Origin of the sequence: Micromonospora sp. NBC_00858 (genome assembly GCF_045207365.1) — a bacterium.
Classification (GTDB): Bacteria; Actinomycetota; Actinomycetes; order Mycobacteriales; family Micromonosporaceae; genus Micromonospora.
The window spans coordinates 4704272-4718889 of sequence record NZ_CP108828.1; the positions used below are offsets into that span (position 1 = coordinate 4704272).

The following is a 14618-nucleotide window of genomic DNA, read 5'->3' on the forward strand; positions in this document are numbered from 1 at the left end:
CGCCTGCCGAACGGCCGACGCCGGCTCGGTGCTCAGCGCAGGTTGGCGAGGACCTTCTCGTAGCGCGGGCGGTCGGCGGCCGGGGTCTTCGCCTCCAGGTAGTTGAGCACCACCGCGCCGCGCTGGTACGACTGGCCGCTCCAGGTCGCCGCGATGTCACTGGCGCTGATCTCGTCGGGGAACACGTACACCGTGACGGCGTCGGTGGCGATGAGCTCGGAACAGCCCAGGCCGAGCCCGTCCGGGCCGCAGTCGACCGAGCGGTCCTTCGGGTGCGTCGCCTTCAGACCGGCGGCGACGAACGCGTCGACGACCTGCTTCGCGCCGGGCGCCCCGGCCGGGCGCTGGGGCAGCACCACCGGCGGCGGGCTGGATCGGCGCTCAGTCGGCTCCTGCGGAGCGGCGGGCGGCGGGGCCGGCAGGACTGGCCGGGCTGACGGAGCCGACGAGGGCGCGGCACTGCCGGCGCTGGGCGCGACTGTCGAGGGCATCGGCGCCGCCGGCAGCCCGGTGGCCGCCGGAGCCGAGACGGACGAGGCGTCCGGCCGGTCGGCGTCGTCGCTGCCACAGCCGGCGGTGAGGGCGACGGCGACCATGAGTGCTCCGACGGCCGGCATGCTCCGATATGTCACCAGGGCAGTCTCCCCAACGGCACTCGGCGGCGGGAGTGGCCGGTGGGCCAGTGCGCCTGTCCCATATCCGCCAGCCGGCGGTGGGCCTTTGGGATGGCTCCGGGCGACCTCCTGCGGGTCGCCCGCTGATATTCAACTGTGGAATGCTTCCCCGGTGGGTGAACACGTAGTTCCCGTGGGTTGTCCCTGCTGCGCCTCCCGGACCGGCGGCGGGACGTGCCCGGTCTGCTTCTGGACCGACGACGGTCAGACCGATGCCGATGCCGACGCCGTCCGGGGCGGCCCCAACGGCGATCTCAGCCTCTCGCACGCCCGCCTCAACTACGCCGTCTACGGTGCCAGCCACCCGCGCTACCAGGACATGGTGCGCCAGGCCCGCCCCGACGAGCGCCCCTGACGGCGCCCGACGGAACGAACTCGGCTCAGCAGACCGGCACCGCGCCTCCGTACAAGCTGGAGATGTACGCGTGGCTGACGTACTGCCCGCTGGCCAGGCGGTTCCACCGGGTGGTGGTGCGGTAGGGGCCGGCCACCGACTGGCCGGTGACGTAGCACTGGATCGGCACGTTGGCGAACCGGGCGGCGAGGCCCCGGATCGGGGACGACGTGCTGGCGGCGGTACGGATGTTGAGCGGCCCGTCGCCCACCACCCCGCGCGGCCCGCCACCGGTCCACAGGTAGGCCACGTCCACCCAGGCGTTGGTGGTCAGCTTCAAGCCGTCCCAGAAGGTGCCGTCGGCCAGGTCGACGCCGGCCGGGTTGAGCACGGTGCGGCCGAACTGGTCCCGCCCGCCGTTGTAGCCGGACTGGTACGCGGCCTGCGCCTCGGGTCGACCCTGCGGCAGGTACGGCCCGACGTCCCAGACCGGGGCGTACTCGCACCGGGAGCCGGTGGTGGTGCAGACCCGCACCGTGTAGTCGCCGCTGTTGAGCGGCGACAGGCCACGCCGCGACGGTAGCGCCACGAAGTGGTCCCGCGGCTGCACGGTGCGACCGTTGGCGGTCTGCTCGCCGACCAGGCCGATCCGGGTGGCGTACACCCGGTAGGTGAGGCCGGGCGTGGCGGCGGAGACGGCGGCGGCCGCGTCGGCGGTGAGCTGGACACCGCGTACCGTCGCGGTGGCCCCGCCGGCCGGCGCGGTGAGCACCACCCGGGTCTGCACCCGACTGACCGGACGGTCGAAGACCGCGCCGGCGGTGGCGGCCCGCCACTCGGTCCAGCCGTTGACCCGCCAGCCCCGGACCTGCGCCTCTACGGTGGCACCGGCGGGGACCTGGGCGGTGATCTCGGCGCGGACCCGGGTTGCCGGCCGGCTGAGGGTGCGCGGGGCGGTCAGCAGCATCCCTTCGGCGACCGCGCTGCGAGGGCTGCGCCCGGCGGACCGGGCCTCGCGCAGCCGCAACCCGGCGGCGGTACGCCGGACGTTGACGTCGTCGCGGTCGACGACCGACAGATCAGCGTTCCAGCGTTCGCCGGCCGGGGCGGCGACGAGGGTGAGCGAGTGGCCGGCGGCGGAGGTGGCCGGGACTGCGGTGACGGCGGGTATGAGCGCGACGGTGAGCCCGAGGGTGAGGGTGGCGACGAGGGCGACCGATCGGATACGACAACGCGGTCCCATCATGGGCATTCTCCTCAGAACCTCCTGACCCTCGCATGTCGGGAGATCATGAGGAACCAGAGTACAAATAGCGACACATGCGAATGCCGCTCTAAAGAGGGAGAATGGCGGGGTGCCCGAAGGCGACACTGTCTGGAACACCGCGCGCGTGCTGCACCGTGCGCTGGCTGGCACGCGGCTCACCTCCAGTGACTTCCGGGTGCCGCAGTTGGCCACCACCGATCTCACCGGATGGACCGTGCGCGAGTCCGCCAGCCGGGGCAAGCACCTGCTGCTCCGCCTCACCGCCCCCGCCCGGCCGCGCGGAGCCGCCCCCGCCGACGGGCCGCGCGGAGCCGCCGCCAGCGCGAGCGCCGGGGCCGATGAGCCGCACTGGACGTTGCACTCGCACCTGCGGATGGACGGCGCCTGGCGGGCGTACGCGCCGGGGGAACGCTGGAGTGGTCGACCGGCGCACCTGATCCGGGTGGTGCTGCGCAGCCCCGGCGCGGTCGCCGTGGGCTACCACCTGCACGAGCTGGCCCTGGTGCCGACCGCCGAGGAGGACCGCCTGGTCGGCCACCTCGGCCCCGACCTGCTCGGCCCGGACTGGGATCCGGCCGAGGCGGTGCGCCGGCTCGCCACCCACCCGGAGCAGACGATCGGCGAAGCGCTGCTCGACCAGCGCAACCTGGCCGGGGTGGGCAACCTCTACAAGTCCGAGCTGCTCTTCCTGCGCGGCGTGTCACCGTGGGCGCCGGTGGGCGCGGTGCCCGACCTGGACGGGATGGTGGCCCTCGCCCAGCGACTGCTGGCCGCCAACCGGGGCCGCTGGACGCAGAGCACCACCGGATCGCTGCACCGCGGCCAGACCAGCTATGTGTACGGCCGCCGCGCCCAGCCCTGCCGCCGCTGCGGCACCGCGATCCACAAGCGGGAGCTGGGCGAACGGGTCACCTACTGGTGCCCGGTCTGCCAGCCGGAGCACCCGGCCGCCCCGTCGCCCGGCTGACCATCCCTCGTGAACCGAGGTCATCCCAGATACGGACGATTGGGTAATTCCTAACCGGCCGTCCGAGTCTCATGCTGCGGTTGGGTGCTCACCGACCGTCAGCAGAGTGCCGGGCTCGACCAGGTCGCCACGCCGGGGTGGCGGCCCTCGTGCCCCGACCCCGGGAGAGTCATGGCGATGTTCCGCAGACTCCGCTCCACCTTCTTCGAGCGGACAGCCCGCGACAACAACAGCCGCGCCAACGGCTGGACCGCGTCCGCGCCGGCCGCCCGGACCGCCGAGGAGGCCGCCCCGACGGCCAGCCTGGACCCGGCCGTCCTGCCCCGCTGCTTCGGCCCGGTGCCGAACTTCGCGCACAGCCCTCGCCCGGCGCGTGACCCCGACGGGCGCGTGGTGCGAGGCACCGGGCTGCGGAAGTTCGTCGACGCGCTGCCGATCCCGGGCCAGCAGGGCCGCACCGAGCTCGGCGGGTACCTCCCGGTGGCGGTACCGGACACGATCAGCTACCCCGGCTGCGACTACTACGAGATCGGTCTGCAGGAGTACGCCCAGCGGCTGCACCGCGACCTGCCGGCCACCCGGCTGCGCGGCTACCGCCAGCTCAACCTGGGCACCGACGCGTCGGGCCACAACACCGTGGCACCGCCGGAGCGGCCCTGGCACCTCGGTCCGATGATCCTCGCCCGCCGGGGCCGACCGGTCCGGGTGAAGTTCATCAACCAGCTCCCCACCGGCCGGGCCGGCGAGTTGTTCCTGCCGGTTGACGACACGGTCCCGGGGGCCGGCATTGGCCCGCTGGACGGCCCGGCGCCGTACCCGCAGAACCGGGCGGTGCTGCACCTGGCCGGGGCGCGGACCGGCTGGACCAGCGCCGGCAACCCGGGGCAGTGGATCACCCCGGCCGGGGAGATCACCCCGTACCCGACCGGGCCGGGCCTGACCCACGTGCCGGACATGCCGCCGCCCGGGACCGGCGCCACCACGCTCTACTACCCGAACGAGCAGAGCGGCCGGCTGCTGTGGTTCCACGACAACACCCTCGGCCTGGCCCGCCTCACGGTCTACGGCGGGCAGCTCGCGCTCTACCTGCTGACCGACCCGGCCGAGGAGCAGCTCGTCGCGGACGGGGTGCTGCCGCCCGACCAACTGCCGCTGGTGATCGAGGACAAGACGTTCGTGCCGGACGACACCCAACTGGCCGCCGAGGACCCGACCTGGGACCGGGAACGCTGGGGCGCTCGGGGCAGCCTCTGGCATCCGCACGTCTACCAACCCCGGCAGAACCCGTACCGGTCCGGCGGGCGCAACCCCACCGGCCGGTGGGACTACGGTCCCTGGTCCCGCAACCCGGCCCCGGACGGCACCCGTACCGACGGCTGGCCGACGGCGGACGGTGCTGGACCGCCGCTGACCGGGCCCGGCCCGGTCCCGAACCCGCACCACGACCCGGTCGGCGCACCCGACGAACCCCCGCTCAGCCCCGGGGTGCCGCACCCGTCCGCGGTGCCCGAGGCGTACGGCGACACCCCGCTGGTCAACGGCGCCGCCTACCCGTACCTGGAGGTGCGGCCGCGCGCGTACCGGTTCCGGATCCTCAACGCCTGCCTGGACCGCAGCCTCAACCTCCAGCTCTACCGTGCCTGCTCGGACAGCCCCATGTGGACCGACGACGGCGACCTGGTCGACGCCGACGCCGGCGAGGTGCCGATGGTGCCCGCCGTCCGGGCGGCGGACCGGCCGGCGAGCTGGCCGACCGACGGGCGGGACGGCGGGGTGCCGGACCCGCGCGCCGCCGGACCGGAGTTCATCCAGATCGGCAACGAGGCCGGCCTGCTGCCCGCCCCGGTGGTGCTGCCAAACCAGCCGATCGGCTACCGCTACGACCGCCTCGACCCGACCGTGCTGAACGTCGACGGGCACGCGCTGCTGCTCGCCCCGGGCGAGCGGGCCGACGTGCTGGTCGACTTCTCCGCCGTGCCACCGGGCAGCACGCTGATCCTGTACAACGACGCCCCGGCCCCGCTGCCCGGCTTCGACCCGCGCTACGACCAGCACACCGACGCGCCGGACCGGACCGCCGAGGGCGGCCCGCCCGCCACCGAGCCGGGGTACGGCCCGAACACCCGCACCCTGCTCCAGTTCCGGGTGACCGGGGCGCCGGCACCGCCGTACAACCTGGCCCGGCTGCGCGACCGGCTGCCCCTGGCGTACGTGGCCAGCCAGCGCCCGCCGATCGTGCCGCAGCCGGCGTACGACCCGGCGTTCGGCACCCGGACCGCGCGGGAGACGACCGTGCCGGTGCATGCCAGCACGGTGACCTTCACTCCGGCGGGCAGCTCCGGCCCGGTCACCCTGCCGGTCGCGGTCAAGGCCGCGCAACAGGTCTTCGAGCCCGACCACGGCCGGCTGGCCGGCCGGCTCGGCGTCGGGCACCCGCACGCCGGGCCGCTCACCCCGGCGACCCTGCCTCTCGGGCCGACCGACCCGGTCACCGAGGTGCTCTTCGCCGCCGACCCGGCCGTGCCGGTCGGCGCGCCCACGGACGGGACGCAGCTCTGGCGGATCAGCGGCAACGTCCGGCAGACCGAGCCGCTGCGCTTCGGCGGCTGCGACGTGCAGCTGGTCAACCGGGTCGGTTGGGACGGCACGCTGCGACCCCCGCACGGTGCGGAGCTGGGCTGGAAGGAGATCGTCCGGGTCAACCCCCGGGAGGACGTGGTGGTGGCGCTGCGCCCGGTCGCCCCGACGCTGCCGTTCAAGCTGGGCGACAGCGTCCGGCTGCTCGACCCAGGTCGCCCGGCCGGGGCACGGACCGGGTCGACCCCGGTCAGCCCGGCCGACGGGCGACCCGCGGTGGTGGTGAACCAGCTGGTCAACCTGGGCTGGGAGTACCGCTTGCACAGCCAGCTCGCCGGCCACCGCGACCTGGGGATGAACCGGCCGTTGGTGCTGCGGGTGGCACCGAAGGCACCGACCGGGCTGACCGCCACGCCGGCGCCCGGCTCGGCCACCGCCCTGCCCGCGATCGCGCTGGCCTGGACCGGCAACGGCGGCCGCCCGCCGGCCACCAGCCACCTGCTCCAGCGGGCCACCGACGCGACCTTCGGCGGCGAGGTCACCACGATCACCGTCGCGGCCGCCGCCACCCGGTACACCGACGCGACGGTCACCCCCGGAGTCACCTACCACTACCGGATCCGGGCAGAGAACGCGGTCAGCTACTCGTCCTGGTCGAACAGCGTGCCGGCCTCCGTACACCTGGCCGCTCCGGGTGGGCTGATCGGGGCGATCCCGCCGGCCGCGCCGCTACGGGTGGCACTGCGCTGGACGAACCGTTCCTTCGCCACCGGCATCGACGTGCAGCGGGCCACCAACCCGACCTTCACCAGCGGCCCCGGCACCACCGCGATCGGGGTCGGCGACAACCACCTGGACGTCACGGTCGCCCCGGACACGACGTACTACTACCGGGTGCGGACCACGTACCTGGGCGCCGCCTCGGCCTGGTCGACGGTGGCCGCGGTGAGCACCCCACCCGCGCCGGGCGCCCCGAGCGGGGTGAGCGCCACCGCCAGCGCTCCGGCACCGGACACCGCGACGGTGATCCTGGGCTGGGCGGTGACCACGCCCGCCGGCCCGGGGTCCGGATTCATCGTTCAACGGGCGCTGGACCCGGCGTTCGGCCGGGAGGTGGCCACCTTCACGGTGACCGGTCGCGGATTCACCAACACCGGGCTGGCGCGGGGCGTGACCTATCACTACCGGATCCGGTCGTTCAACGTCGTGGGCAGCTCGGCGTACACCGGCCCCATCCCGGTCACCACCCCGCCGTGACCGGCCGGAGTGCGCGGCGCGGTCAGCGGTGGGTTGTGCTCAGCGGGGCGCGCGCAGCGGCGGGTTGTGCTCCGCGGAGGCGCGCAGCGGCGTGCCGACGGCGCGCAGCTCGGCCAGTGCCGAGGCCACCCCGTGCAGCAGGTCGGTCGCCTCGGTGAGTCGGGCAGCGGCCGGGTCGGCGGTCTCCGGGCGGGCGTCCTCGGCCAGGTAGCCGGCGGCGGCGACCACCAGCCGTTCGTAGGCCGCGACCCCGCTCTCCAGTTGGGCGGTCAGCGCGCCGTGCGCCTCGGCCAGCGGCGCCCGGGCGTCGGTCGGGGCCAGCCGCAGCGCCCGTTCGACGCTGGCCACCCGGCCGACCAGGTCGCGTAGCGACCGGTCGGCGGCGGTGGCCTCCAGAACCGCTGGTTCGGCCAGCCCGGTGAGACGGGGGGCCATCCCGGCCAGGGTGAGCGCGGCCCGGTCCAATCGGGCCCACTGCTGCCCGGCGCTGGTGCCGCGCAGTGCGACCCGGGTGCGGACCCGACGTACCTCGGCCAGCACGCCCGGACCAATCGGCAACCGCTCGACGGCGGCGACCAGACGGGCCCGCGACCGTGCCGCGGCCTCGGCCGGGTCCAGCGCCGGGGGCGCGGGGCGGGCGGCCAGTGCGCGCAGGTCGACCCAGCGCCAGGCGGCCAGCGCCACCGCACTGCCGGCGGCGCCGGCCCAGGCCGCGTCGGGCAGACCAAGGCCGGCGTACGGAGTCAGGACCGCCGCCGCGCCGCCGAGTCCACCGGCCAGCACACTCCACCGCCGGGCGGACCGGCGCAGCCGATCCAGCCGGCGGAAGTACCGCGTCCGCTCGTCTGCCACCCTGACCTCCTCGGACCGGTCGTTCAGCCGGCGGCGGTCGGGTCGCCGGTGCCCCGCTCGCGGGCCATGCTGGCCCGGAGCTCGTCCAGCCGTGCAGCCGCAGCCGGGTCACTGGCCGGGCTGGCCGAACTGGCCGGGCTGGGCGTCCCGGCCTGCGGCACGGCCGGTCGCTGCGCCGCACCGCCGAGCTGCTCTCCGGCCATGCTCGACCGGATCTGCTCCAACCGGGCCGAGCCCGCCGAGTCGATGGTCGCCTTCTGAATCTCCAGCATCCGGCCCTCGACCGAGTTGCCGGCCAGCTCCGCGCGGCCCATCGCGTTGGCGTACCGCCGCTCGATGCGGTCGCGGACCTCGTCCAGGGACGGGGTGGTGCCCGGCGCGGTCAACGACGACATCGACTCCAGCGAGCGGGCCACCGTCTCCTGCATCTTGGCCTGCTCCAGCTGGCTGAGCAGCTTGGTGCGCTCGGCCAGCTTCTGCTGGAGGATCATCGAGTTGTTCTCCACGGCACGGCGGGCCTGCGCGGCGGCGCCCAGCGCCTGGTCGTGCAGGGTCTTCAGGTCCTCGGTGGCCTGCTCGGCGGAGACCAGCTGGGTGGCCAGGGTCTGCGCAGACTGCTCGAATCGCCCGGCCTCGGCCTCGTCACCCTTGGCCCGGGCCTGGTCCGCCAGCACCAGGGCCTGCCGGGCGTTGCCCTGCAACCGCTCGACCTCGGTCATCTGCCGGGACAGCTTCATCTCCAGCTGACGCTGGTTGCCGATCACCGCGGCAGCCTGCTGGACCAGCGCCTGGTGCTGACGCTGGGCATCCTCGATGGCTTGCTGGATCTGCACCTTGGGGTCGGCGTGCTCGTCGATCTTGGCACCGAAGAGCGCCATCAGGTAGTTCCAGCCCTTGACGAACGGGTTCGCCATCTCCGCGGTATCCCCTCAGTAGCGTCGCTCCGTCGCGCTCGGGCCGGATGGACCGACCCGAACGTGACCCGGCCGATCTCCATCGTCCCAGCCGGACGCCAACAAGGCATCCGTACCGGACGGTCGAGAGCACCGCCAGCTCCTGAAGGCAACCCTACGCGGCTGGTGCCACCTCGCCCATGGTCCACACGAAGGACCTCAGGCGGCGCAGACCACGTCCCGGTCGCGCTCGGTGGGGCGGACCCGGGTGCTGCGCAGCGTGGCCTTGAGCGGCGAGTCCTGACGGACCGAGACCGCGACCTTGCCGTCGGAGGTGACCTGACGTACGCCCCGGTTGGGGGTGTTCCTGCGCACGGCGGACGCGGCACCGACGGGAGCGGCCTCGGCCTGCTCGTCCGGCATGGGAACCAGCACCCCGGGCATCTGCTCGGCCAGCGCCACGGTGTCGCTCACCTCGCGCAGCAGCTCGGACAGGCGGGCCCCGAGCGCGTCGCAGATCGCGGCGAGCAGCTCGCTGGACGGCTCCTTGTGCCCCCGCTCGATCTCGGAGAGGTAGCCGAGGCTGACGTTGGCGGCGGTGGACACCTCGCGCAGCGTGCGCTGCTGCCCCTGCCGGCGCGCCCGCAGTGCGTCACCGATCACCCGGCGTAGCAGGACCATCGCACCTCCCCCTGAGGGATACCTCTCACCCGGTGCCGGGCTACCAGTCGCGGCGAACCGCGCCAGCCCCGAGCGCCGAAGTCTTCCCGCAACCGTACCCGGTGCGGGCCCGGGCGACATCCCGCCCCGCCCGTCGGTTCGCCGGATCGGCTCACCGCCGCCCGGCCCCGGCCGTCCCCGCCCCGTCCCAGGCGGTCCCGGCGGCGCCGGCGTCGTCGGCCGCGTCGTCGGCCCGGTCGTCAGCGTCAGCGTCGGCGGCGTGGATCCGCTCGGCGAGCAGCCGCAGCGCCTCGATCACCGCGGCCGAGCGGATGTGCTCCCGCCCACCATTCAGGTCGAGCTCGCGGACCTCACCACCGTTCGGCCCGGCGACCGCGACGTAGACCAGGCCGACCGGCTTGCCGTCCTGCGGCTCGGGACCGGCGACCCCGGTGGTGGCCAGCCCCCAGTCCGCGCCGCAGCGCTGCCGGCCGCCCTCGGCGAGCGCCTCCGCGACGTCCGGGTCCACCGGCCCGCGCTCGGCGAGCAGGTCAGCCGGTACGCCGGCCAGCGCGGCCTTGAGGTCGGTGGCGTAGACCACCAGCCCACCCCGGTAGATCTTGCTGACCCCGGCGATCTCGACGATCGATGTGGCGAGCAACCCCCCGGTCAGCGACTCGACCGTGGCCAGGGTCTCGTGCCGCTGCGCCAGCCTGTGCACCACACCAGCCGCCGGGCTGCCAACCGGCCGCTCAACATCCGCATCCCGCTCCATAAAAAGGTCCTTCCCCACCCATCCCCACCTAACCTTCGCGACATTCCACGTTGACCATGAAGTCATTGCCCCGACACGCCGCGCCGGACGGCAACAACTTCATGATCGACGGGGTGGCGGGTGGGTTGGGCCCGGGGTGGGTGGGCCGGTGGGGGTTAGCGGGTGCGGCGGAGGCGGAGTGCCTGGGATATGTAGTCGAAGCCGGTGGCGACCGTCACCAGCACGGCGGCGCCCATGATCCAGGGGCCGACGGCGGCGAGAGCGGCCGGCATCGGCCAGAGGTACCAGGCGATGGCCAGGATCTGGAGGGCAGTCTTGATCTTGCCGCCCCGACTGGCGGCGATCACCCCTTGCCGGATCACCCAGAATCGCAACCCGGTGATGCCCAGCTCGCGGACGAGGATCAGCGCGGTCACCCACCAGGGCAGCCGGTCGTACCAGGAGAGCAGCACCAGGGCCGCTCCGGTGAGCGCCTTGTCGGCGATCGGGTCGGCCACCTTGCCGACCGAGGTGACCAGCCCGAACCGGCGGGCGATCCAGCCGTCGACCAGGTCGGTCGCCGAGGCCACCGCGAAGATCAGGCAGGCCGCCATCCGCCAGCCGGCGTGGCTCATCTCGGACATGATCACCGAGGCGCCGAAGACCGGCACCAGCACCAGCCGCAAAGCGGTCAGCGCGTTGGCCGCGTTGAGCACGGGCACCCCGGGCACCACCCGGGCGGGCGTCGACTCCGTCGCCCCCGTCACCGCCTCGCCCCGCTCCGGCCGCCGTGGCGTTCCGGGCACCGCACCACCTGGCTCCCCCGCTCCGCTCGGGCCTGGCGTCACCGTGCCGCGCCGGGCGCCGCCGAGATCATCTCATCCGGCACAGCGAGCAGGTCCACCCCTTCGGTGCCGGTCACCGTGGCCCGCACCAGGTCACCCGGGCGCAGAGCGGCCAGGTCGACCCCACCCTCGGCCGGGGCGACCAGGGTGGTGGAGCCGTCCACCTCCGGCGCCTGGTGCGCCGCCCGGCCCTCCACCACACCGTCGGCGACCGAGTCGACCAGCACCTCGACGGTCGAACCGAGCCGGTCCTCGGCCCGCTGCGAGCAGAGCTCGTCGGCGAGCGCGCTGAGCCGGTCGTAGCGACGCTTGATGGTCGCGGCCGAGACCTTGCCGGGCAGCCCTGCGGCCTCGGTGCCGTCCTCGTCGCTGTAGTCGAACATGCCGATCGCGTCGAGCCGGGCCTCGGTCAGGAACCGGACCAGCTCGTCGACGTCGGCGCGGGTCTCGCCGGGGAAGCCGACGATGAAGTTGCTCCGCGCGCCCGCATCCGGGGCCAGCGCGCGGGCACTTGCCAGCAGCTCCAGGAACCGGTCGGTGGAGCCGAAACGCCGCATCCGGCGCAGCACAGGCTCGCTGGAGTGCTGGAACGACAGGTCGAAGTACGGGGCCACCCCGGGCGTGCCGGCGATCGCCTCGACCAGCCCGGGCCGGGTCTCGGCCGGCTGGAGGTAGCTCACCCGGACCCGGACAATGCCGGTCACCGCGGCAAGCTGCGGCAGCAGCTTCTCCAGCGCGCGGGGGTCACCCAGATCCTTGCCGTACGAGGTGGAGTTCTCGCTGACCAGCACCAACTCCCGTACGCCGGTCTTGGCCAGCCACTCCGCCTCGGCGAGCAGCTCGTCCGGGGTACGCGAGACGAACGCCCCACGGAAGGCGGGGATGGCGCAGAACGCGCAGCGACGGTCGCAGCCGCTGGCCAGCTTCAGCGAGGCGACCGGGCCGGTGTCCAGCCGGCGGCGCAGCACCTGACGCAGGTGCGCCGGCGTGTGCTCGTCGGTCTCGACGGCCGAGCGGGTCGGGGTGCCGTGCCCGGGCAGCGACACCGCAGCCTCGCGCCGCTTCACCGGGGTGAGCGGCAGCAGCTCCCGGCGGTCGCGGGGGGTGTGCGCGGTGACCTGCTCGCCGGCGACGACCGCGTTCAGCCGGGCGGCGATCTCCGGGTAGTCGTCGAAGCTCAGCACCGCCTGCGCCTCGGGCAGGCTGTCGGCCAGCTCCCGACCGTACCGCTCGGCCATGCAGCCGGCGGCGACCACCTTGGCGCCGGTCTCGGCGGCCGCCAGCAGGGTCTGGATGGAGTCCTGCTTGGCCTTCTCCACGAAGCCGCAGGTGTTCACGACCACCACGTCGGCGCCCTCGCCATCGGTGGTCACCTGCCAGCCGTCGGCGTGCAGCCGGGCGGCCAACTCCTCCGAGTCGACCTCGTTACGGGCACAGCCCAGGGTGAGCAGGGCCACGCGACGGCCCTCGGCGGCGGGCGACAGCTCCAGGTCGCGGCGCGGCGTCAGAGACGCCGAGCTGGAGCTGTCGGAAGGGGCGGTGGCAGAGGCAGACACCATCCGAGGGTACCGGGCCGATCGGGGGAGCCCACGCACGCGGGCGGGCTGGCGGCCCCGGCACGCCTGCACTCGTGCCCGGGGCCCGCTTCAGAACGGAGGCTCAGCCCGCCCCGCTGTGCTGCGGTGCGGACTCGTTCGGCAGCCGGGACAGGGCGGTGGCGAGCAGTCCAGCGAGCTGGGCGACCTCGATCCCGCCAGCGCCCGACCGGCGGACCAGCAGCAGCACGAGATCCCCCCGCCGGCCGACGACCCGGTCCGGCCCTGCGTACGCCTCGTCACCCACTCCGGGCAGCGGGACACCCGTGCTCCGGCCGACGGTCAGGTTGAACCGGGCCATCGTCCCCCGGGTGACCTGGAGCGCGAGGACGGTCGCCCCGCTGCCGTCGACGAACGAGGCCAGTCCCCGTACCTGGCCGGTGCTTCCGGCCGGCCGCGCCAACGACACCCGTCGACCGGTCGCGGCGCCCACCTCCGCCGCGCTGAGCAGGCGGTCCGGCTGGACGGCGCCGCGGGTCGCGGTGGCGGGCAGGGCGCTGCCGGACGGCGGCTCGTCGTCGTCGTACGGATCGGGGTCGGGTGCGGCGCGCTGGACGGTCACCCCGAGCACCCGGCGGCTCCACGGCCGGACCCGTGCGGTGACCACGTCGCCGAGCCGGCACTCCCCCGCCACCTTCTCCGGAATGATCCAGGCGCGGAGCCGCTCGGCGTGACCGTCGTCGATGACGAGGTGGTGGTTGATCGGTCGGCCCGGCCCCTCGTCCGAACTCTGTCGCTGCCAGACCTGGTGCCAGAGCACCTCGCCGGTGACCGTGGCCGGGGCCACCAGGTCCAGGAGCGCCCGGAGGAGGAGGTACCCGGCGAGGCCGAGCAGCGCGAACCCGAGCAGGACGATGCCGAGCGTCACCGGGCCGAGGTCGGTGAGCCGCGTCCCGCCGGCCGACGAGCCGCCGGTCGAGCCGAGGAACGCCCCGCCGGCCACCCGCGCGAACGTCCAGCCCAGCAGTCCGGCGATGAGCGCCCGGAAAACGACCCAGCCCAGCGCCTGGCCGTACCGGGGCAGCCCGCCGGGATAGCTGACGCTGACCCGGCGCCACCTGCCCCCGTACGACGACCAGAGCCGCCTCCGGTCGGCCATGCCCAGGTCGATCACCTGCGAGGCCGTGCGGGTCACCCCGAGCGCGGCGCCGTAGGGCAGGTAGCGGTCCCAGACCGTGACGGATGCGGGCGGCAGGTCGGCGAAGCTCTCGTGCCCGGCCAGCCAGGCGCGCAGCCCGAGCCAGTGTGCGGCGGCGGCCCGGCCGGCGGGGGTGTCCCGTTCCCCGAGGTCCCGGCCCGCGAGGCTGGCGAGCGCGGCGGTGGTGACGACGAACACGGCGACGGCGCCGAACGAGTCCCCGTCGGTGCGGGCCACGTAGTGCCAGGCGCCGGCCGCGGCGCCGGCGGCGGCCACCCCGCCGAGCAGGCCCAGCAGGACGACCAGCGGACGGGAGAACCGTGGGCGGGAGAGCCCGAGCCGATTGGCGTCGGCCACGACCGCCCGGCGCAGTCGCTTGGACCAGGCGGCGGCCTGGCCGCCGTCGGAGAAACTCAGCGCGGTCAGCGGCACCACCCCGTCCACTGCCCGCGCGGCCACCCGGTCGTAGACCTGCCGCTCGTACCGGTTGAGGTCGTCGGCGGCGCGGCCCGTCACGTGCACGGTGGTGTGACGGGGATCCGGGCCGGCCTGGCGCAGCTCCAGGTAGTGGCGCGCGGCGAGGTCGAGCAGGGTGGACTCGGCGGCGTCCACGGTGATCTGCCACCGGTTTGCCAGCAGGCTGACGATCGCCGGGGGCTCCTGGCCGGGGAGGTCCATGGCGGCGGACGCCGGGGTGACGGCGGCGGGTCGCCTGGCCAGCCGGATGATCCCGTAGACCAGTGCCCAGAGGGCGAGACTCGCGACCGGCAGGCCGATCTCGACGATCGGGTCGGAGAATTCCATT

General features: G+C 74.4%; 12 protein-coding genes. 3 read left to right on the forward strand and 9 right to left on the reverse strand.

Annotated elements, in window-relative coordinates:
- Nucleotides 1–32: 32 nt before the first annotated feature.
- Nucleotides 33–632 (reverse strand): hypothetical protein, encoded by a 600-nt coding sequence (locus tag OG990_RS21855; RefSeq protein WP_406076994.1) that lies wholly within the window; start codon nucleotides 630–632, stop codon nucleotides 33–35.
- 154 nt (nucleotides 633–786) lie between these two features.
- Here OG990_RS21855 and OG990_RS21860 point away from each other — a divergent pair, with 154 nt between their 5' ends.
- Entirely contained in the window at nucleotides 787–1029 is a 243-nt protein-coding gene (locus tag OG990_RS21860) for a CPCC family cysteine-rich protein (protein ID WP_278138018.1), read from the forward strand.
- Nucleotides 1030–1054: 25 nt separating this feature from the next.
- Here OG990_RS21860 and OG990_RS21865 read toward each other — a convergent pair whose 3' ends face one another.
- Complete coding sequence (locus OG990_RS21865; protein WP_406076995.1) at nucleotides 1055–2254, reverse strand: hypothetical protein; 1200 nt, start codon at nucleotides 2252–2254, stop codon at nucleotides 1055–1057.
- Between the two features lie 109 nt (nucleotides 2255–2363).
- Here OG990_RS21865 and OG990_RS21870 point away from each other — a divergent pair, with 109 nt between their 5' ends.
- Together OG990_RS21870 and OG990_RS21875 are read left to right on the forward strand one after the other, a co-directional pair.
- The gene (locus OG990_RS21870) at nucleotides 2364–3242 is read left to right on the forward strand and encodes a DNA-formamidopyrimidine glycosylase family protein (protein WP_406076996.1); all 879 of its coding nucleotides are present in this window, start codon (nucleotides 2364–2366) and stop codon (nucleotides 3240–3242) included.
- 171 nt (nucleotides 3243–3413) lie between these two features.
- Nucleotides 3414–7076, forward strand: coding sequence for a hypothetical protein (locus OG990_RS21875; RefSeq protein ID WP_406076997.1), 3663 nt, complete (start codon nucleotides 3414–3416; stop codon nucleotides 7074–7076).
- Between the two features lie 39 nt (nucleotides 7077–7115).
- On the opposite strand, the gene OG990_RS21880 is transcribed toward OG990_RS21875, so the two are convergent.
- The 7 genes from OG990_RS21880 to OG990_RS21910 all read right to left on the reverse strand — a co-directional run bounded on the left by OG990_RS21880 (nucleotide 7116) and on the right by OG990_RS21910 (nucleotide 14617).
- The gene (locus tag OG990_RS21880) at nucleotides 7116–7928 is read right to left on the reverse strand and encodes a hypothetical protein (protein ID WP_406076998.1); all 813 of its coding nucleotides are present in this window, start codon (nucleotides 7926–7928) and stop codon (nucleotides 7116–7118) included.
- Between the two features lie 23 nt (nucleotides 7929–7951).
- Nucleotides 7952–8842 (reverse strand): PspA/IM30 family protein, encoded by an 891-nt coding sequence (locus OG990_RS21885; protein ID WP_328424704.1) that lies wholly within the window; start codon nucleotides 8840–8842, stop codon nucleotides 7952–7954.
- Nucleotides 8843–9040: 198 nt separating this feature from the next.
- Complete coding sequence (locus OG990_RS21890) at nucleotides 9041–9502, reverse strand: helix-turn-helix domain-containing protein (RefSeq protein WP_386989612.1); 462 nt, start codon at nucleotides 9500–9502, stop codon at nucleotides 9041–9043.
- A 151-nt stretch (nucleotides 9503–9653) separates the two neighbouring features.
- Nucleotides 9654–10256, reverse strand: a complete 603-nt coding sequence (locus tag OG990_RS21895; protein WP_406076999.1) for a CinA family protein — start codon at nucleotides 10254–10256, stop codon at nucleotides 9654–9656.
- 155 nt (nucleotides 10257–10411) lie between these two features.
- Entirely contained in the window at nucleotides 10412–11002 is a 591-nt protein-coding gene (gene pgsA / locus OG990_RS21900) for a CDP-diacylglycerol--glycerol-3-phosphate 3-phosphatidyltransferase (protein WP_328426368.1), read from the reverse strand.
- Between the two features lie 77 nt (nucleotides 11003–11079).
- On the reverse strand, nucleotides 11080–12639 hold the full coding sequence (gene rimO, locus OG990_RS21905; protein WP_328424698.1) for a 30S ribosomal protein S12 methylthiotransferase RimO: 1560 nt from the start codon (nucleotides 12637–12639) through the stop codon (nucleotides 11080–11082).
- A gap of 100 nt (nucleotides 12640–12739) precedes the next feature.
- Nucleotides 12740–14617, reverse strand: coding sequence for a DUF2207 family protein (locus OG990_RS21910; RefSeq protein ID WP_406077000.1), 1878 nt, complete (start codon nucleotides 14615–14617; stop codon nucleotides 12740–12742).
- Nucleotide 14618 lies beyond the last annotated feature (1 nt).